General features: G+C 48.4%; 17 protein-coding genes. 16 read left to right on the top strand and 1 reads right to left on the bottom strand.

Annotation, left to right across the window (positions count from 1 at the left end):
* Positions 1-14: 14 nt before the first annotated feature.
* Complete coding sequence (locus tag KJS63_RS10280) at positions 15-164, bottom strand: hypothetical protein (RefSeq protein ID WP_213619043.1); 150 nt, start codon at positions 162-164, stop codon at positions 15-17.
* A 768-nt stretch (positions 165-932) separates the two neighbouring features.
* On the opposite strand from KJS63_RS10280, the gene KJS63_RS10275 reads away from it, so the two are divergent.
* From KJS63_RS10275 to KJS63_RS10200, 16 genes are all read left to right on the top strand, one after another.
* Positions 933-3,635, top strand: coding sequence for a stalk domain-containing protein (locus KJS63_RS10275; RefSeq protein WP_213619042.1), 2,703 nt, complete (start codon positions 933-935; stop codon positions 3,633-3,635).
* A 50-nt stretch (positions 3,636-3,685) separates the two neighbouring features.
* Complete coding sequence (locus KJS63_RS10270) at positions 3,686-4,849, top strand: sensor histidine kinase (protein ID WP_068620612.1); 1,164 nt, start codon at positions 3,686-3,688, stop codon at positions 4,847-4,849.
* A gap of 1 nt (position 4,850) precedes the next feature.
* On the top strand, positions 4,851-5,579 hold the full coding sequence (locus KJS63_RS10265) for a response regulator (protein WP_068620610.1): 729 nt from the start codon (positions 4,851-4,853) through the stop codon (positions 5,577-5,579).
* A 198-nt stretch (positions 5,580-5,777) separates the two neighbouring features.
* Positions 5,778-6,197, top strand: a complete 420-nt coding sequence (locus KJS63_RS10260) for a hypothetical protein (protein WP_213619041.1) — start codon at positions 5,778-5,780, stop codon at positions 6,195-6,197.
* Positions 6,198-6,631: 434 nt separating this feature from the next.
* The gene (locus tag KJS63_RS10255) at positions 6,632-8,935 is read left to right on the top strand and encodes an ATP-dependent helicase ComFA (RefSeq protein ID WP_213619039.1); all 2,304 of its coding nucleotides are present in this window, start codon (positions 6,632-6,634) and stop codon (positions 8,933-8,935) included.
* On the top strand, positions 8,932-10,212 hold the full coding sequence (locus tag KJS63_RS10250) for a ComFC family protein (protein WP_213619038.1): 1,281 nt from the start codon (positions 8,932-8,934) through the stop codon (positions 10,210-10,212). The genes KJS63_RS10255 and KJS63_RS10250 overlap by 4 nt, the downstream gene beginning before the upstream one ends.
* A 321-nt stretch (positions 10,213-10,533) precedes the next feature.
* Positions 10,534-10,947 carry a TIGR03826 family flagellar region protein gene (locus KJS63_RS10245; RefSeq protein ID WP_213619037.1) on the top strand — a complete coding sequence of 138 codons (414 nt, stop codon included), beginning with the start codon at positions 10,534-10,536 and terminating at the stop codon, positions 10,945-10,947.
* Between the two features lie 175 nt (positions 10,948-11,122).
* Positions 11,123-11,419 carry a flagellar biosynthesis anti-sigma factor FlgM gene (gene flgM, locus KJS63_RS10240; RefSeq protein ID WP_213619036.1) on the top strand — a complete coding sequence of 99 codons (297 nt, stop codon included), beginning with the start codon at positions 11,123-11,125 and terminating at the stop codon, positions 11,417-11,419.
* Positions 11,420-11,459: 40 nt separating this feature from the next.
* The gene (locus KJS63_RS10235; protein WP_068620599.1) at positions 11,460-11,960 is read left to right on the top strand and encodes a flagellar protein FlgN; all 501 of its coding nucleotides are present in this window, start codon (positions 11,460-11,462) and stop codon (positions 11,958-11,960) included.
* A 25-nt stretch (positions 11,961-11,985) separates the two neighbouring features.
* Positions 11,986-13,545: a flagellar hook-associated protein FlgK gene (gene flgK, locus KJS63_RS10230; RefSeq protein WP_213619034.1), complete on the top strand. Its 1,560-nt coding sequence runs from the start codon at positions 11,986-11,988 to the stop codon at positions 13,543-13,545.
* Positions 13,546-13,573: 28 nt separating this feature from the next.
* Positions 13,574-14,497 (top strand): flagellar hook-associated protein FlgL, encoded by a 924-nt coding sequence (gene flgL / locus KJS63_RS10225; RefSeq protein WP_213619033.1) that lies wholly within the window; start codon positions 13,574-13,576, stop codon positions 14,495-14,497.
* 17 nt (positions 14,498-14,514) lie between these two features.
* Positions 14,515-15,075, top strand: a complete 561-nt coding sequence (locus KJS63_RS10220) for a DUF6470 family protein (protein WP_213619032.1) — start codon at positions 14,515-14,517, stop codon at positions 15,073-15,075.
* 87 nt (positions 15,076-15,162) lie between these two features.
* Positions 15,163-15,618 (top strand): flagellar assembly protein FliW, encoded by a 456-nt coding sequence (fliW, locus tag KJS63_RS10215; protein ID WP_244862563.1) that lies wholly within the window; start codon positions 15,163-15,165, stop codon positions 15,616-15,618.
* Position 15,619: 1 nt separating this feature from the next.
* Positions 15,620-15,856 (top strand): carbon storage regulator CsrA, encoded by a 237-nt coding sequence (gene csrA / locus KJS63_RS10210; RefSeq protein ID WP_213619031.1) that lies wholly within the window; start codon positions 15,620-15,622, stop codon positions 15,854-15,856.
* 175 nt (positions 15,857-16,031) lie between these two features.
* Entirely contained in the window at positions 16,032-16,859 is an 828-nt protein-coding gene (gene hag, locus KJS63_RS10205) for a flagellin Hag (protein ID WP_213619030.1), read from the top strand.
* A gap of 166 nt (positions 16,860-17,025) precedes the next feature.
* Entirely contained in the window at positions 17,026-18,903 is a 1,878-nt protein-coding gene (locus tag KJS63_RS10200; RefSeq protein WP_244862562.1) for a glycosyltransferase, read from the top strand.
* Positions 18,904-18,919: the final 16 nt, after the last annotated feature.

The following is an 18,919-nucleotide window of genomic DNA, read 5'->3' as shown; positions in this document are numbered from 1 at the left end:
GTTCCGTTGGGATATTAGAGTGTTGCGGCAGCCGCGCTGATCTGATCGTATTCACCCGAGTAGGCGGGAGCGCAAGGGTGAGGGTTCAACAGAGACAGAGGGGCTACGGTGGCCACTGCTCCCACGGGGAGAAGACCTCCAGTCCAGGTAACGGTATCGGACATGATTGTGATGGAGCCGCCTTGCTGTTTGAGTTGGTTGCTTCCTCACCATTTCTACAACGCGGGTTACAACTCCTACCTAGCATATTTGCTCAGATTTCTAATTTTCCAGGCATACACCTCTATGCATTCTCACTCCATAAATCTCTATTCTTTATATCTCTACATCATGCTTGAACTCTAGTCCCCGATCTTAAGAACTTCAATTCCTAGCCCTCTACCTCTCTCCTTCTCACATCTCCCGAACCTCCCTGTTCTTCTTTCAACGGTTATGCTCACGGGTATATGAGCCTCTTTCCTAAACTTAAATCCCCCATATGAAAAAGAGATTCATTAAAATCTCTCAGATTTTGGAATGAAATACCTAACAAAGGAGGAATTTCGCTGTTTTTCGTAACTTTTCCGTCTTTTCGCAGTCTATTAATTGTATAAGAGAAATACGGATGTTGAGAGAGAGGACCCCGTTGAACGGGCCTAAGCAGCCGGAGCCGGAACAGGGGCTTTTCGGCTTTTGATTTTTAAGCCAGTTGGGATGCAGCCTTAGCCGGTTGAGTTGGGTTGGGGTGCGGTTCATCGAACCCTCCTCAATGGCTGAATCTAGGGGGTCTCTTTCTTACCGAACCAGGCTGTCAAATCTTCCTGGACGGCTTCCGTATACCAAGCAGGAGCGCAGCTGGTGCCTTGATGCGGCTCCTTTATTTGATGTTGTCCGCGGGTTAATCTACAGGTTTTACAAGATCTGCAATGAAGATGGGAGAGTAGCGGGATAATATGAAAGAGCAAAAAGAGCAGAAGCATGTCAGTATACTCGTGAGTGGAGGGAAACGTCTTGCCATCGTCACCCTGGCAGGACTGATCTGGATTCAGCCGGTACTAGGTGTGGGACCTCTGTCCGCAGGGTCAGGGGCTGTCGTTGAAGCAGCTAGTAACGTTGTGAAGCTGGGAGAAGATATTATCACTTCGGGTGCGAAGCTGGTTCACTATCAATATACGGTCAGCCGCTCAGGCAAAACCGCCAAGGTGCTGGCGGATGTGATTCAAGTGGATCTGACCAACTCGTACGTCAAGCTGGATGTCATGACCGGCAAAGGGGGCCAAGTGACGACCCGACAATCCGTTCAGGGCATGGCCAAGGAGACTGGAGCGGTTGCAGGCGTTAACGCCGACTTCTTCAATGTCAATGGGCAGGGCGTTCCTATGGGAGCCTCGATCTCAGATGGCACGATGATTACGAGCCCATCTCAATTGCAAGGGATGTATGCTTTTGCAGTCAGCAAAAATGGCACACCAACGATTGACGAATACACGTTTGACGGCAGCATTAAGGCCGAGGATGGAACCACCTTCCCGCTCGCGGGAATCAATAAGGAAGCTTATTATACAGAGCCAAACAAAGGCTTCAGCCATGTAAATGCAATGTATATTTATACAAGTGCCTGGAAGTCGCCGGACCGTCCGAAGGACAGTTCCACAACACCGACAGAGGTGCTGGTTCAGAACGGTGTAGTACAGGAGATTTCACCGGGAGCAGCCATCCAGGGAGCAGTGCCGGCAGACGGATATATTCTGCGTGCGCATGGGACAGCGGCGAATTATATCACCTCGCATTTGTCGGTTGGACAGCGTGTGGAGGCGAACTACCAGCTGCGTTCGGTGACAACAGGCAGTACGCTTGATCCATCTGCTCAGAAAATGATGGTGGGCGGCCACACCTTGCTTGTAAATCAGGGCAAGCCTTCTTCCTTCACGCGGTCTACGACAAGTATCAGCGGCAGCAGCGCGGTGGCACGTACGGCAGTAGGGTACTCGAAGGATGGACACACAGCCTACATTATTGCGGCTCAGAAAAATGACAGCAGCAGTGGAATGAAGCTCACTGAGCTACAGAGCTTTATGAGCAGCATTGGCGTCTGGAAAGGGCTTGACCTGGACGGAGGCGGCTCGACCACCATGGTTAACCGTCCGCTTGCTGAAACCGACACAACACTGACTTTTGATACGTCCAATGGGGGAACAACCCAGCGCTTGGTAGCAAGTGGCCTGGGTGTATATACGGAAGCTCCTCAAGGCTCTCTGAAAGGTTTAAAAGTTAGCGGCAGCAGCTCGCTGCTCATTGGGCAGGAGGCCTCTTATAAGCTGAAGGGTTATGACACCTACTACAATCCGGTGGATGCGTCGGGAATTCAGGCCAGCTGGAAATCAAGTACCGGCAGTTTGGCATGGAACGGTCAGAGCTTCAAAGCAGTGAAGCCGGGAGCGGCTGAAGTTACCGCAGTAAGCGGACAGGCCAAGGCGAGCATGAAAGTCAATGTGCTCGGTGGAGGCGACCTGAACGGGCTGACCGCCAACACTACGGCGCTTCCGCTGACGGCAGGCACATCAGCTGATATCTCCGTAACAGCCCAACTGAAGAGCGGAGGCTCAGTCAAGGTACCAGCAAGTGCGCTGAAATGGGAGTTTGTCGGTTTTAGCGGCAGTGTGAAGGACGGTACGCTGACAGTACAATCCGTAAAGTCTGGCGCACAAGTAGGTTATGCGATAGCCAGATATGACGGCTTCAGCACGGTGATTGTGCTCAGCCAGGGCGGTCAGACAACCTGGGAGAGCTTCGAAAATGTATCGTATCCGATAAGCTTCACCAGACTCCCGGCAGAGGCCAAAGGCAAGGCTCAAGTGGTGCAGGGATCAAGTGACCATGCTGGCTCCAAGGTGCTTCAGCTCGACTACGATCTCACAGGAGGCACAGGCAACAAATATGCGTATGCACAGCTCAATGGAACAACCGGTAAGAGTGTTCCGGCCAATCCAACCTCGATGTCTATCGATGTCATGGGGGATTCCAGTCTGAACTGGGCGCGCGCCGAGTTTGATGTGAACGGCAAATCGGTTTATGTGGATCTGGCCCGCCAGGTGGACTGGACAGGCTGGAAGACACTGAACATTGATTTGGCATCACAAGGTCTCGGTTCCTCGGCAAAGCTGAAACGGCTGTATGTGGTGAATTTGGCCGAGGGGCAGGATGAGCGCTCGCTGACAGGCAGCGTGGCATTTGACAATATCCGGTTCTCCGTACCAAATCTTGCGGGCTCCGCCAATGTGAAGAGCAATACCGTGCTGATGACGGTTGGACAGAAGACCCTTACGGCAGGTGGCACGAAGAAGACGGTAGATGTGGCTCCAATTATTAAAGGGGACACCACTTATGTGCCGATTCGTTATGTGATGGATTATTTTGGCGGACAGGCAAATTGGGATGGGGCCAATCAGCGGATTACCGTGCTGCGCGGGGGAACTTTGATTGATTTAACCGTAGGAAGCAAAGACATCGTGCTAAATGGTAAAAGAAAACAGGTTGCCGTTTCGCCAATCATAGTTAATAATAGGACCTTAGTACCACTACGTTTGGTGTCTGAACAGCTTGGAATATCGGTAAAATGGGAACAGAAAACGAAGTCGATTACCCTCCAGTCGTGATATGATAGTTCTGATATATACACGGTAGAAAGAAATGGAGAATTGCCCAAGTGGATTTTCAAGCCGACGCGATCGACCGCGTGATAAAGAACGCTATCAACGTAATGGAAGACAGCAAGCATCAGATGTTTGAAATTCTTGACTCAGCCCGTCAGGAGCTGAAGACCCTTAATAATGAAGTGCAGTTGATTATGAAAGAGACTGCCGAGACTGTGGAGAAGGTCGATCAGCTCGAACTGAATTATCGCCGCTCACGAATCCGGCTGACTGAAGTCAGCCGGGATTTTGTGCGGTACAAGGAAGAGGATATCAAGCAGGCGTACGAGGTGGCTACTCAGCTCCAACTGGATTTAATGATTTACCGCGAGAAAGAGATGTATTTAAAGGCCCGCCGTGATGAACTCCAGAAAAGGGCAAGGAATGTGGAGAAGTCAGTAGAGCGAGCTGAGACCATCGGCAGTCAAATGGGCGTGGTACTGGAATATCTGTCCGGAGAGCTCGGACAGGTGACCCGGATTCTTGAATCCGCGAAGAACCGCCAAATCATCGGCTTGAAGATCATTTTGGCACAGGAAGAAGAACGAAAACGGATTTCCAGGGAGATTCACGATGGTCCTGCCCAGCTTCTGGCCAATCTAGTTCTTAGGACGGAAATTGTGGAAAGGATGCTTGTGAAGCAGGAATTCAAGATGGTCCAGGACGAAATAGTAGACTTGAAAGGTCAGGTCAGGGCAAGTCTGGAAGAGATGCGAAAAGTGATTTTCAATCTTCGTCCCATGGCACTGGATGATCTCGGACTGATTCCAACTCTCCGTAAATATGTTCATGATTATGAGGAAAAATCGAAAATACGTGCAACTTTCGATACAAGAGGGAAAGAGCAGCGACTGTCCTCTGCCATGGAGGCAGCTATTTTCCGCTTGGTGCAGGAAGCCCTCACCAATGCGGCAAAGCATGCTTACCCTACGTTTGTTGGGGTTGAAATCACCTACCAGGCTCAGATGATCAAAATTGTGGTGCAAGATAATGGTCTTGGATTCAGGGTGGAGTCACTGGAGCAGAAGACCAAGGAGCATTCCCACTTCGGGCTGATCGGGATGCGCGAGCGTGTCGAGCTGCTGGAAGGAAGAATGGAGATTGAATCCGCCGAGAATCAGGGTACCAAAATCATTATTCATATCCCGACTAACGTAGAGAAGAGAAAGGAGCAATAGGATGGAAAACCTTATTTATACCAACAAACGACCAATTAAAGTTCTCTTGGCTGATGACCACCAACTGTTTCGGGAGGGTCTCAAGCGGATTTTAAATATGGAGGAAGACATTGAAGTTGTAGCTGAATGCAGTGACGGTACCCAGGTGCTGGACTGCTGTCAGCGTTTTAATCCGGAAATCGTGCTTATGGATATTAATATGCCTCAGCTTAACGGAGTGGACGCTACGGAGAAGCTCCGCAGTTCGCTTCCGGATATCAAGGTTATTATTCTATCCATTCATGACGATGAGAGCTATGTGTTCGAGACACTCCGTAAAGGGGCGACCGGTTATCTGCTTAAGGACATGGAGGCGGAATCGCTGATCAATGCAATCCGTTCCGTAGCGGAAGGCCATGCCTTCATTCATCCGAAGGTGACAGGAAAGCTGATTCATCAGCTGCGCCGCATGGAGTATTTGAACGAAACAGGAGCTATTGCTGAGGACGGCGCAATTCGTGAAGCCGGTGTGAAGTTTGTGGCCGGAGATGATAATCCGCTGACCCGCCGTGAGGCTGAGGTGCTTAGACTGATGGCTGAGGGCCGCAGCAACAAGATGATTGGTGAGCATCTGTTCATTAGTGAGAAGACGGTGAAGAACCACGTCAGCAGTATTTTGCAGAAGATGGAAGTAGATGACCGGACGCAGGCTGTAATTAACGCCATTAAATTTGGATGGGTCACGCTCTAATACATAGAGACACCTTAGAATGGCAGAAGATTGTAATGATGTTGAATAAATATACGTCATCTTGAGTCCCATCATTGGTGGTTTTAAGAGGGCGGGGGTAGAAGCCGGATTGTCCGAGCTTTGGGCATCTGCAACGCTTCTCTTGGAACCGACTGCCTTATAGCGGCATATATTGTCGCTATAAGGAGGTGAGTGAGGATGGTTCATGTATGGATCCTGTTATGTTATGGTCTTGCTGCGATGCTAGTCCATCTCATGCACAGACTGTATATCCGCAGACAAGCCGATAAGCCGCGGCGGGAGCATTATATTCTGGTTACCCGCAATCATGGCCAGCAGATGGAATGGTACCTGCGTGCACTTTCCTGGTATACCCGCATACGGGGAAAAGATTGCCGAATTACCGTGTTCGATGAAGATTCTGAAGACGATACCCTGGCAATTACGCACCGCATTCACAAATCCGGGGAACTGGAGCTTTCCGTGATTAAGCTATCCGGTGCAGTCCAAGAAGATGAACTATGGCGGCAGGCGGGGAAGGCAGAGGGAGAAACAGCGCTGATCATTGACCTCCGCTTGCCTATGGAGGCGGCCAAAATTCCATATGTGCATGTTTAAACGTTTACAAATGGGCAGGATGAGAAGCATCCGTTCTGCTGCTGGTTTAGAAGTTCTCAATAGTCACTCAGACAATCGAATAGAGGGTATAACCATGTGAAGCACACTCATTAGGCCGCGGCCGGGAGTGTGCTTTTTGCTGTTTTTGGCGGGGTAGCGGGAGGACAAAGTAAACGCAAGAAGGGGAGTGATCTTATGAACCCTTATGGGCGGGCGATCGGGGCTAATGGGATTATAAAAAGATCAGTAGGTGTACAGGCGAACTATATCTTAATGAAATCCACCTACTGTTCTGTGAGCTAATTGGATGGTTAACAGGAATTAAGGAACCAGATATCAGTATCTTGAGTGTCTTAGTTATGGCGGTAGGGGGCGGGTTTACCTGGGAGAAGCAGAAGTTAGAAGGCCAATGAGATTTTAGAGGGGGAAGAGATATGAAGGCAGATCTATATGCTGTGCGGAGAAAAGAACAATGGGCGAGTGTGGTGACCGTTGATCTTGGCACTGACCTGGTTTGGTGGGCCCAGCAGACCGGAGCGGAGGCGGACAGGCTTGTGCTGCTTGGAGCAGACATTCCGCTTGGTCGGGCGATTCATGTGCGTGATGAAGCCCAGTTGAATTCACGGATGGATAGCTTTGAGCTGACAGATTGGTTTGCTTGGCTTGATAGGTTGTGCGCACGTTTGTGGGGGCGGAAGTCAAATGAAGGAGATCAGAAGAGGGCAGGAGGGAAGAAGCAGGAGATAGAGCAAAGACAACAGCTGAAGCGGGGGCAGATGGGGGAGTTAAGGGGACGGCAGGGGGAGGGGCGAGCGCTATTTCGTCCACAATGGCTCTGGATACGGGAACAAGGGTACAGTCCGTATGTGGCTGAGCTCTTGGCTTCCCGTGGCCAGGAAGGAGCTGAGCTGCGTGTGCTCGTGGAAGCTGCCGCGGAATTGACGCGGCTGCTTCAGGGCCGCTCGCTGCTTCTGCCTGAGCTGAAGCAGCTGCTCGAGAGCCGCCTGCCGGAGCTTGCAGGCGGCTGGGCCTCTGCCGCCCAGCTCGCACAGCTGCTGGGCGGCGTGGTGTTCACGGCCGGCGTTGCCCCGGCCGTACTGGGGCGCCCGCTGCGCCGTGCGTTGCCTCCGCGCTGCCGCCGCTGCGGAAGCGCTGTGCTGGCGAAGGCGCCATGCGCCTCGTGCGGCAGGCAGGACTGCGCTTATTGCGAGGCCTGCCTAACACTCGGGCGCAGCCGCGAATGCGCGCTGCTGGTGCGCGGCGCGCCGGTGCTGGCCGCGGCGAAGCACGAGGCCGAAGCGGCAGCCCCCACCGGGGACCGGCTGGACCGGTGGGGGCTGAGCCCGGCGCAGCGCGGGGCGGCTGAAGCCGCGCTGCAGTTCCTCGCCAGCCAGCCAAGCGGTGGCGGCGGGAAGAAATGGCGATGGCCCAATATAAGGCCATCGCAGCCCTTCGGCGCCGCGCCAGCAGATGGCGCCAGGCAGGCGGGGAAGCGGCGGCCGGATGAAGGGCCGCCTCATCTTGCGGCAGACGGCTTTGCAGGTGCCGATGGTCGGACAGGAAAGCAGCCGGCAGGCGAAGCGCTGTCTCATCTTCCCGCTTCCGGCTTTGCAGGTGCTAGCGGCCGGACGAGGGAGTGGCAGCCAGCCGGGGCACCGTCTCAACCTCCGCTTGCTGATCTTCCAGGTGCTGCCCAGCGGATGGGAAAGCGGGGCCCAACTGGCGGGCCGCCGCGGTTCCTGCTTTGGGCGGTGACCGGTGCAGGCAAAACGGAGATGATTTTCCCGCTGCTTGAGCATGTGCTGCAGCGCGGAGGCCGTGCTCTGGTGGCTACGCCAAGACGTGACGTTGTTCTTGAGCTTGCGCCGCGGATTGCGAAAGTCTTTCCGGATAACCCGCCAGTCGTGCTCTATGGTGGAAGCAGCCAACGGTGGGAAAATGCTAGGCTGGTGCTTGCCACTACGCATCAACTGCTTAGATATCATCAAGCCTTTGACCTGGTCATTATTGATGAACTGGATGCATTTCCGTACCACAATGATCCAATGCTAGCCTATGCGGCAGAGAACTGCTGCCGGCTGGATGGGCGGTTCATCCTGCTCTCGGCTACGCCACCGAAGCAGCTTCAGCGGGCGGCCACTTCAGGCAGAATGCCTCATGCGAAGGTACCTGCACGGTTTCATGGACATCCACTCCCTGTGCCTAAGAGAATTGTTATGGAGCCAGTGGAACGCTGCTTGGCTAGACGACGCCTGCCGCTTTCGCTGCTGAAGGAGCTGAAAGGTTCAGTTGAACGAGGGGCTCAAATCTTCGTCTTTGTCTCACGAATAAGACACATTGAGCCGCTGGTCCGTCTGGTTCGCTCTCTGCTCGGCAGCAAAGTCCCGGTTCAAGGAACGTCCTCACAGGATGAGGGAAGATCGGAGAAAGTGCTGAGTTTCCGATCCGGTGAGATCCGGGTGTTGATTACCACCACGATTCTCGAACGCGGGGTAACCGTACCGCGGAGTGATGTGTACATATTAGATGCGGACAGCGGACTCTTCGATGAAGCTTCCCTTGTCCAGATGGCGGGCAGGGCCGGAAGATCCAAGGATGATCCGGCCGGGAAGGTGCTCTTCGCCTCCAGGGAGTGGACGGCCTCCCAGCGGGGAGCCATCCGCCAGATTCGCGGGATGAACCGTCTTGCCAGCCGGAGCGGATATCTTTGTTCTCAAGGAAAGGTGGGGGAGAGATGAGCTGGAATCGTCTGCAATCGGCAATCCTTGGCCTTCTCACTCCATCGGCAGCAGGCTGTCTTGCCTGCGGGAAAATGATGCGCAGCAGAGACCGGCATAACCCTGAGTTATGCCAGGACTGTGCTTTGGCAATTCCCTGGATTTTGCAGCCACGCTGCCTCTTGTGCGGACGGTCCATCGGATGCCCTGACTGCACCCGTCCGGGTGCATCGCGGCACTCTTTCGTTCTGAACCGCAGTGCGGTAGTTTACGATGCGAGGATGAGGGAGTGGCTCGCGATGTATAAATATCGCGGCCATGAGGGCTACGCCCCTCTGCTGGCCCGGATGATGGGCCGGGCCTACCTGACGATGGCGTCGGAATTATCGGCTCCAGGCCCAATTCCAGCTTCTGGCGCCTTAGTTCACGCAGCGCAGCTGCCTTGGCCGCCAGAAGCTGCGCGAGGCCGGGTGCCTTGGCAGGCCGACGCCGTAACCTATGTGCCGCTCAGCAGCCAAAGGCTCGCCGAACGCGGCTTCAACCAGGCGGAGCTGCTCGCAGCCGGAGCAGCCCGGGCGGCGGGGGTTCCGCTCATCGAACTGCTCGAGCGGTCCCGGAATACCGAGAAGCAGAGCTTGAAAGGTCGTGAACAGAGGCTGCTCAGCATGCGGGGAGTGTTCCGGGCCGTGCCGGGAGCGGAGGAGATGGTTCGGGAGATTTTTGACCGGAGCAGAAATGGGAAGAAACGGAGGGACAGGTTAGGCAGGGTAGATGGGATGCATGGGCATGGGTTGCATGGGATATATAGTGAGCAGAGGAAGGATGAATTGGACAATGTGAGGGGCACAGGGAATGAAGGTATGAAGGGCATAGGTTTTTCGAATAACACGAATGCCTTGATAAACATGAACGATGGGAGCAATGATCACAACGTCACTAACAAGGTTAACATGTACAGCCCAATCAGTAGGACTAACGCGAACAACATAAACTTCACCAGCAGCAACACCAGCAATACCAATAGCACCACCACCAACAGCAACAGCAACAGCAACAGCAACAGCAACAGCAACAGCAACACCAACACCAACACCAACACCAACAACACCAACATTGTTAGTACCAGCAATACAGATGGGAATAGACTAGAGCCAACCCAGCCCTTCCGCCTCCTGCTCGTGGACGACATATACACAACCGGCAGCACTGCCGAGCACTGTACACAGGAACTGCTGCGGATATGTGCGGCGGCTGGAGTTCCGGCAGAGGTATACAGCTTGACTTGGGCGAGATCTTAAGTAGATTAGGAGAGATGGACAGGATACCTATCAGCAGGCTCCTTAAATATTGACTGTCTGGAAGAAAAAACTCTATCTTTTTATAACATTTATTGTTAAATCATTACGCTTTTCCACCGATATATTAACAAGAAGATCAGTCTGGATCACACAGAGCAGATAACGAGTTTGCTTAATTGAATAGGGATAGACGCCAGTGGTATTATAAGGTAATCTTAGAATAGCTAAGTGACTTAGCTTCCTTGCATATTCCGTGGTTTTATTTGGAATTTGTTCCTGATCCACAATTTAAGTACAATGAAATGAAAGAGGAGATTCCCTATGAATCTTGATAACTGTCCTCGCTGTGGCAAGCTGTATGCCAAAAATTTTAAAAATATGTGCTCCGCCTGTATAAAAGATATTGAGCTGGAATACGACCGCTGCTTTAAATATCTCCGTGAGAATAAAGGGGCTACGATCCATGAGCTTTCCGAGGCTACAGAGGTATCCGTAAAGCAGATTACCAAGTTTATTAAAGAAGGCCGAATTTCGGTGGCAAATAACCCTAACATGATGTACCCATGCGAGGTTTGTGGAATTTTGATCCGTGATGGTAATATGTGTGATGGCTGTCGGACCCGATTAACTCGTGATCTTACAGCGGCTTCCCGGGAAGAACGGCAGGCCGGAGGTCCAGAGTCGGGTGGGAATAATGCCGCCTATCACACCCTCGACCGTCTTCGCAAGGACTAAATTCACATGTTTTTGTACGTCTGGAACTATAACGTTGTTCTAACTGGTCATTTGGGAGATTGTGGATTTTGTTAAAGTTCATCCCGTGGAACTATAAATAATGTTTCAAATGGTGCCGATAAACTTAGTAGAGATTATCGGCATTTTATTATTTTTGAGAAAGAAGGTGTAGGTTATGAAGATAAATGATACCGGAAGAATCGGGTCAATAAATTCGTATCAACGCCAACTAGAGAATCAGCGTCAGCTGACTGACAAGAAGATGAAACGTAAAGATGAAGTATCTATATCGAACGCCGCACAGGAGCTATTGCAGGCCCAGGCGAACGAGAAGGCCGCCGATCCGGCGCGTGTTCAGCGCCTTAAGGAATTGAAGGAACAGGTATCCTCAGGAACATATCAGGTGGATGCGGGCAAGCTTGCCGATAAACTCGCACCTTACTTCAAGTCCTTTGGCGATAACGGATTATAATGTGCGGACGACCAGGTCCATTTACGTATAGGGGGATAACATGGCAGTACAAGCACTAATTGAATCACTGGAGCGGCTTGATGAAGCCCATGTGGATATGCTGGATTGGGCCGGGAAGAAACGGACCGCCATTATGAAGAACAATGTGGACGAACTGATCGGGATTTTGAATCAGGAGTCCCGGATTATGAAACGGATCGAGCAGCTAGAGCAGGAGCGGGTGACCGCATGTTACGAATTTTTGCATGAACGGGGTGTAAAGTCTCAGCTAAATTTGACCATGACGGAGCTGTCTCGGCTTGTCTTTGATCCGGAAGAGAAGCAGTCGCTGCTTCATATGCAGAAGAAACTTTCCAATACGCTGCACCAGCTTAAGGAACTGAATGATTTGAATCAAAAGTTAATAGAGCAGTCGCTTACTTTTCTCGATTATTCACTTGACCTTCTGGTGGGTGAACCTGAGCAGGCAGCGACATACCAGCATCCTGCTGATAAAAACGGCGGCCGAGGCCGTCCAGGACTTTTCGATACACGCGCCTAAGGCTCATTTGAGGAGGAAGTAAGTTATGACATCAACATTCCATTCGATAGAAACGGCCAAACGAAGCTTATTTACGCAGACTGCGGCTTTAAATACGACAGGGCATAACATTTCCAATGCGAATACGGAAGGTTATTCGCGTCAGACGGTGAAGATGAAGCCTTCGCTTTCTATAGAAGCTTATGGACTTAACCGGTCCAATGCTCCAGGGCAGTTGGGAACCGGGGTAGAGTATCAGGCAATTGAACGGATTCGCCAGGGTTTCTTGGATAGCCAATACCGTGGCGAGAATAATGCTTATGGAACTTGGAATATCAAGGCGGATACGCTTGATAAGCTTGAAGGGATTTTTAATGAACCTTCGGATACTGGAATCAGTAAGGTGCTTAACAACTTCTGGAGCTCATGGTCCAATCTAAGTAAAGATCCGGAAAGTGCTTCGGCCCGTAAAGTTGTTAAAGAAAATGCGGCTGCTTTAACGGACGCTATGAATTATATGAGTGGGCAGCTCTCTAAATTAAGTCAGGATTTAACCACCAATGTTGGGGTTAAGGCAAGTGAGGTTCAGAACTACCTGACCTCGATTGCGAACCTAAATGAATCTATTACTCGTATTGAAGGCCTTGGAGATCAAGCCAATGATTTGCGGGACCAACGGGATCTCCTGACGGACAAATTGTCCAAGATCATCAATATTAACGTTCAGGAAACGGATCAAGGTTACACAGTCTCCATGGGTGGGCAGATCCTTGTAGAGGGTAACCAGGTTCAAGTGGACGTGGATGGCTCCGGTCCTGATGACAAGGGCGCCTTCCTGGAAGCAGCCTATGCATCAGGGAATCTTTCGGGCGGCGAAGTATTCGGGATGATTGCTTCGCGTGAGAATTATGTTAAGGACTATCAGCGGCAGCTGGATAACTTGGCTAACACTCTGGCCAATGGAGATATTCAGATTACGCTTCCAAAGGGAACCATTCTTCCTGATGGCGTTACTGTAGCTGGAGTGACTGGCCGTAACGTAACCCAGGATACCGTAGTGACAGTAAAAGGTCTGAATGGTCTGCACCAACTTGGTTATACAATGGATGGCACAACTAATGGAGGCCTGCCTTTCTTCGAGGCAAAAGGCGGCGGCAATATCACAGCAGCAAATATCAGCCTTAATGCCAAGATCGCTGCTGATGAGAACTTGCTTGCAACTTCTATGCGGACAGAGGGCACGGGAACAAGTGAAGCAGTTATTAAAGGGAACAACACCTTGGCACTGCTAATGGCTAATCTTAAAATGACAAATTTCACCTCCGTAGATGGTTCCCGCACAACAACGATTGATGGTTTCTATAACGCTGCTGTTGGTCAGCTTGGGGTTCAGTCCCAGGAAGCACAGCGCCAGACTCAGAACTCGGACATTCTGGTTCAGCAGGTAGAGAGCCAGCGGCAATCGGTAAGTGGAGTTTCCCTCGATGAGGAAATGTCCAATTTGATTAAATTCCAGCATGCCTACAGTGCAGCATCCCGGTTTATGACCACGTTTGACCAATTGCTTGATAAACTCATTAACTCTACCGGTGTGGTTGGCCGATAATTTTAAGATGTAAAGGAGGTTAAGTCCAGTGTTAAGAATCACTTCGAATATGATGAACTCCCAGTTAATGCTCAACTTAAACCGTAATGCTCAGGCTATGAACAACACGCAGAACCAGCTTGCAACAGGCCGGAAGTTGAACAAACCCTCAGATGACCCGGTTGGCATTACGTACTCTCTGCGCTATAGAGGGGAGCTTGCATCCAATGAGCAGTACACGAAGAATGTGGACAGTGCCTTGTCTTGGCTGGATTACAATGACACCGTTTTGGGCCAGACTGGGGATGTTATTCAGAAGCTGCGTGAGTTAACGGTTCAGGCAGCTACTGGAACGAACCCGCAATCTGCTTTAGACAGTATTAATAAAGAGGTCGGCCAGTTAAAAGAGCAGCTGATTGATATAGCAAATAGTACGCTGAACGGGAAATATATTTTTAATGGTGAGGCCTACAACCGCAAGCCATATGATTTTCCTAAAAATCCTGATGGCACATCGGACACTTCCAGTTTGGGCACATTAACTACGGATACTGGATTAATAAATTATTCCGTAGGAGACAGTGTGCAGCTGCCTATTAACATCACAGGTACAGCTGTATTTGGCACAGGGACGGATTCCAGTAATATTTTCAATATTATGGACAACTTGTCTGCGGCTTTGGCTTCAGGGAATATCTCGGGTATATCTGCACAGCTTGGGAAGATTGACAGCCGGATGGAGACGGTTCTAACCGCCCGAGCAGAACTCGGTGCAAAGACCAACCGGATTGAATTAATGCAGGATAGATTAAGTGATCTAAATACAAATTTGACGGATCTTCAATCTAAGACTGAGGATGCCGATTATGCTGAATTGATTATGAAATCGAAAATTCAGGAGAACATTTATAATGCTTCTCTGTCTGCAGGCTCGAAGATTATTCAGCCAACGTTAGTGGACTTTCTAAGATAGGATTGGAGGTTTGATTGATGCAGATCCTGCAGATTCGTCAGACCCCCGGACTAATTGGCATAGACGCGGATCCAGGCACTTACTCCATCAGCCAGCCGAAGGCTGATCTTAGAATCCAGACACGGCAGGGAGAATGGGAGATACACCAGTATCAACCTAAGCTTTTTGTAGACCAATCGAGAGCCCAGGCGGCCTATAATGGCGGTAACTTTTTGGAAATGAATCAGCGTATTTATTCGGGTATTCAGCAGCTTTACCTGCAGGGGATAGCTAACCGTGTGGAGCAGGGGAACCGTATGGCTGAGTTCTTCAAGCCAGGCAATACGATAGCCGATGTATACGGACAGGATTGGAAGCCGGCTAGTTTCCCCGAATTCCGGGGGCCAGCTTCTATGGATAATGTGGATGTAAGGATCGAAACAACACCGCCTTCGATTGAGTATCACAAGGGTGGAGTGGACATCCAGGTTGAGGTTCACAAGCCAGAGATTGAATATACGCGAGGGAAGCTGGACATCTATATGCAGCAGTATCCGTCTGTGCAGTATATTCCCCCGGAAATTGATAGGGCAGTATAAAATAAGTTAAGGTTATGGATGAGTTGGTTTTACGTCTATAACCTTTTTTTTATAGATAGTCGGTTGAATTAGCTTTAAGGAGGAGTAATGGTGATTATTCAAACAGCCACATGGGGCGAAACTGAAGTTAATGAGAATGAAATCTATCGATTCGAGAAGGGGATTCCAGGATTTGAGGATAATAGGTCCTTTGTTCTGTTGGATCAAGGGGATCATCCATTCTATTATATGCAGTCTACAGAGGATCAGGAGCTGGCATTTGTTGTTGTTGATCCTTTCTTGTTCTACTCTGATTATGAGTTTGAGCTATCTGAGAGTGAGAAGGAAGAGTTGGGTATCGAATCCTTAGTTGAAGTGTGGTGTGTCCTAACGCTAAATAAGCAGGCTGAGCTATCTACGATTAACCTGTTAGCTCCAATTGTGCTTAATCCGGAACAACATACAGGTAAGCAGGTAGTACTGCACCAAACCAGTTATCAGACCAAGCACCCTTTACGCCCTGCTGGAATAAGTAAATCCAATGCTCAAAAGGAAGGTGAGTGACATGCTGGTCCTTTCCCGCAAAAAGGGTGAGTCGATTGTGATCCAGGATAACATTGAGATCACTGTGCTGGGTGTTGAAGGAGATACCGTTCGGATAGGAATCTCTGCACCTAAGCAAGTAGATGTATTTAGAAAGGAAGTTTACTTGTCGATTAAGGAAGCGAATAGAGAGTCGGCGGGGAATATTCGACAAGATCTTAGCGTATTGAAAAGCCTCATCAAAGATACTCAAAACTAGTTAAAAATAATCATTAAAATTTTTAAAAAATAGCAGATTAGCTATTAAAAGATTTGTCATTGTGACGATATATATAGTACAAGCTATTTTGAAGGGCGGCCGACCTTTGACAATAGCCTAATAAAAAATAACCACATGGACGTGGGACATTTAATTTCAGGGAGGAAATAAAATCATGATTATCAATCACAATATTGCGGCAATGAATACTCACCGTCAACTGGCTGTGAACACAGGAAATACTAACAAATCCATCGAGAAGCTGTCTTCTGGTCTTCGCATCAACCGTGCTGGTGATGACGCAGCTGGTCTGGCAATCTCCGAGAAAATGCGTGGTCAAATCCGCGGTTTGGATATGGCTTCCAAAAACGCTCAAGATGGTATTTCTTTGATTCAAACAGCTGAGGGTGCATTGAACGAAACGCACAGCATTCTGCAACGTATGCGTGAGTTGGCTGTTCAATCCGCGAATGATACTAACACAACTACTGACCGCGGAGCTCTTCAAAAAGAAGTGGATGAACTCGCTAAAGAAATCACTAGAATTTCTACTGACACTGAGTTCAACACTAAGAAATTGCTTAATGGTACGGCTTCTGGCGTGACTTTCCAAATTGGTGCAAACATGGGACAAAACATTTCCTTGTCTATTGGATCTATGGACGCTACTACTTTGGCGGTTAATGGTACTACTTCAAGTGGTATTGATATCTCCAGCCAAACAGCTGCTGACGCGGCAATTTCTGTAATTAACGCTGCGATTGAGACGGTATCCGGTGAACGTGCTAAATTGGGTGCTAACCAAAACCGTCTTGAACACACAATCAACAACCTGAACACTTCTTCCGAGAACCTGTCTGCAGCTGAATCCCGCATTCGTGACGTAGATATGGCGAAAGAAATGATGAACCAAACTAAGAACAACATCCTTGCTCAAGCTGCTCAAGCTATGTTGGCTCAAGCGAACCAACAACCACAAGGCGTTCTTCAATTGCTTCGTTAATTTTAACCTAGTAAAAAAAGGAATCCTCATTTTAGAGGATTCCTTTTTTTACTAGGTAGAGAATGTTGTTTTAACCCTATATCTTCTAATACCAAGGTAGAGAAATGCCGATATTAATATTAGCTATTAATTAATTTAGTTGAACTTTTTAAAAGGAAGAGGGCTCATGATGAGAAAAACAATTTCTTTGTGCATGATTGTTAAAAATGAAGAAAAGGTTTTAGATAGATGCCTGACTAGTGTTAAGAACAAAGTAGATGAGATTATTGTTGTTGATACTGGGTCAACTGACTCGACTGTAGAAATTGCTAAAAGGTATACCTCAAAAGTTTTTTCATTTAAATGGATCGATGATTTTGCGGCCGCACGTAACTACTCGTTAGAGCAGGCCACCTCTGATTATATCCTGGTATTAGATGCAGATGAGTATTTAGATTCTGAGGCCGATGTACATTCAGCTTTTGAGACAAGTGAAGATTACTATTTGGTGAAAATCAGAAATCAACTTTCTTATGGATGGGCCCATACACATACAGCAATTCGTTTATTTGCGAACAGAACAGACTTACGCTACAAGAACAAGCTTCATGAACACTTAAGTATTGCTAATGACACTGAGATTTCTTTTGGAAAGACAAATTTTACTATACTTCATACAGGTTATACAAATGAAATTGTTCAAGAAAAAGATAAACTTGCCAGAAATTTGGATATTATGTTACGGGAAGTTGAAGAGAACCCGGATGGTTACAACCTATTTAATACAGGAAATGTGTATTATTCGTTAAATGATTATAACAAGGCTATTCAGTATTATCAAAGATCATATCCTTTAAGCAAGGAACGGTCTTATTCTCCAGAATTACTTGCGAAGATGGCTACTTCTCTAGGATATTTGGGAAGATATGAAGATGGACTGAGAATATTGATTGATGCGGTACAATTATTCCCTAGCACAGTGGATTTACGTTTTGCTCAAGGGAAGATTTATTTAGAAGCGGGATATTTGAAGGACGCAGAACTATCCTTTAAGAAGTGCCTAGACATAGGAGATCAAGGGATTGCAGTCACTGAGGGAGCTGGCGGCTACGGTTCACATTATTATCTGGCAGAGCTATATCTGCAACAGGGTGAACTTGCAAGGAGCTATGAAAAAATAGTTGAGGTTATAAGTGCAAATAAAACTTTTTCTGCAGGTATAAATAAGTATTTTGAGATAACTATAAAGGGGAATATTCCATTTGAAGATGTTTTTCAAAACATTGAGCTGATTTACAACATTACCAATGTTGAGGAGCTTAAGTTGCTATTGGATTCAATGTACTCACAGAGGCATCCCTTACTGAATCGATACTTACTTAAGTATAACTTGCTGGTAGAAGACAATGTTAAAGCTGTTGCATTACAGTACGACAAAAAATATGAGGACGCTAAAGAAATATGGTGCGTAATTGGAGTTGGAAATGGCCATGCCACAGACGTTCTTCTCCTTTCCGTAATATTAAACGATATGGGACTATTTGAGTTAGCGACATCAGGACTTAACTTAAGTAACAGAGAACTAAAATTTTTACGTGGTCTTTTATTCGATAAATCTACAGGTAGATTTGACCTGACAACACAGTTAGAATTCATACTTCTTGAGGTTGTAACAAGGTTAATTACTCTTCAGGAATTTGAGTTATTTGAAAGAATATTGGTAGTGCTGGTCTCAGGAAAAGATATGATGTTTACATGTAAAGTAATAAAAGTAATGACTTCTTTTGGATTCTACGAAATTGCAATAGATTTATTAGCAAAGTGCTATGAACAACACCCTAACAATATAGATGTAATTGGTTTACTGGGAGATGCTTGTTTAAAGGCAGGCTATCAGCAAGATGTAGAAATTCTTTATTCAAGACTCCTAGAACTTAACTTAGAATATTCAACTTATGAAAGAAACTACAATTTATACTCTGAGCTTGAAGATATCCAAGGTATGAGGACAATAAAGAACGAGATTAAAAGACGGTTTCCTCTTTCAGAGTGGGCGAGTAATTAATCAACAAAATAAGGGC

It is taken from the genome of Paenibacillus sp. J22TS3, from assembly GCF_018403205.1.
GTDB classification, from domain to species: domain Bacteria; phylum Bacillota; class Bacilli; order Paenibacillales; family Paenibacillaceae; genus Fontibacillus; species Fontibacillus tuaregi.
The sequence above is the reverse complement of the archived record's forward strand: the minus strand, read 5'-3'. Positions and strand labels throughout refer to the sequence as shown.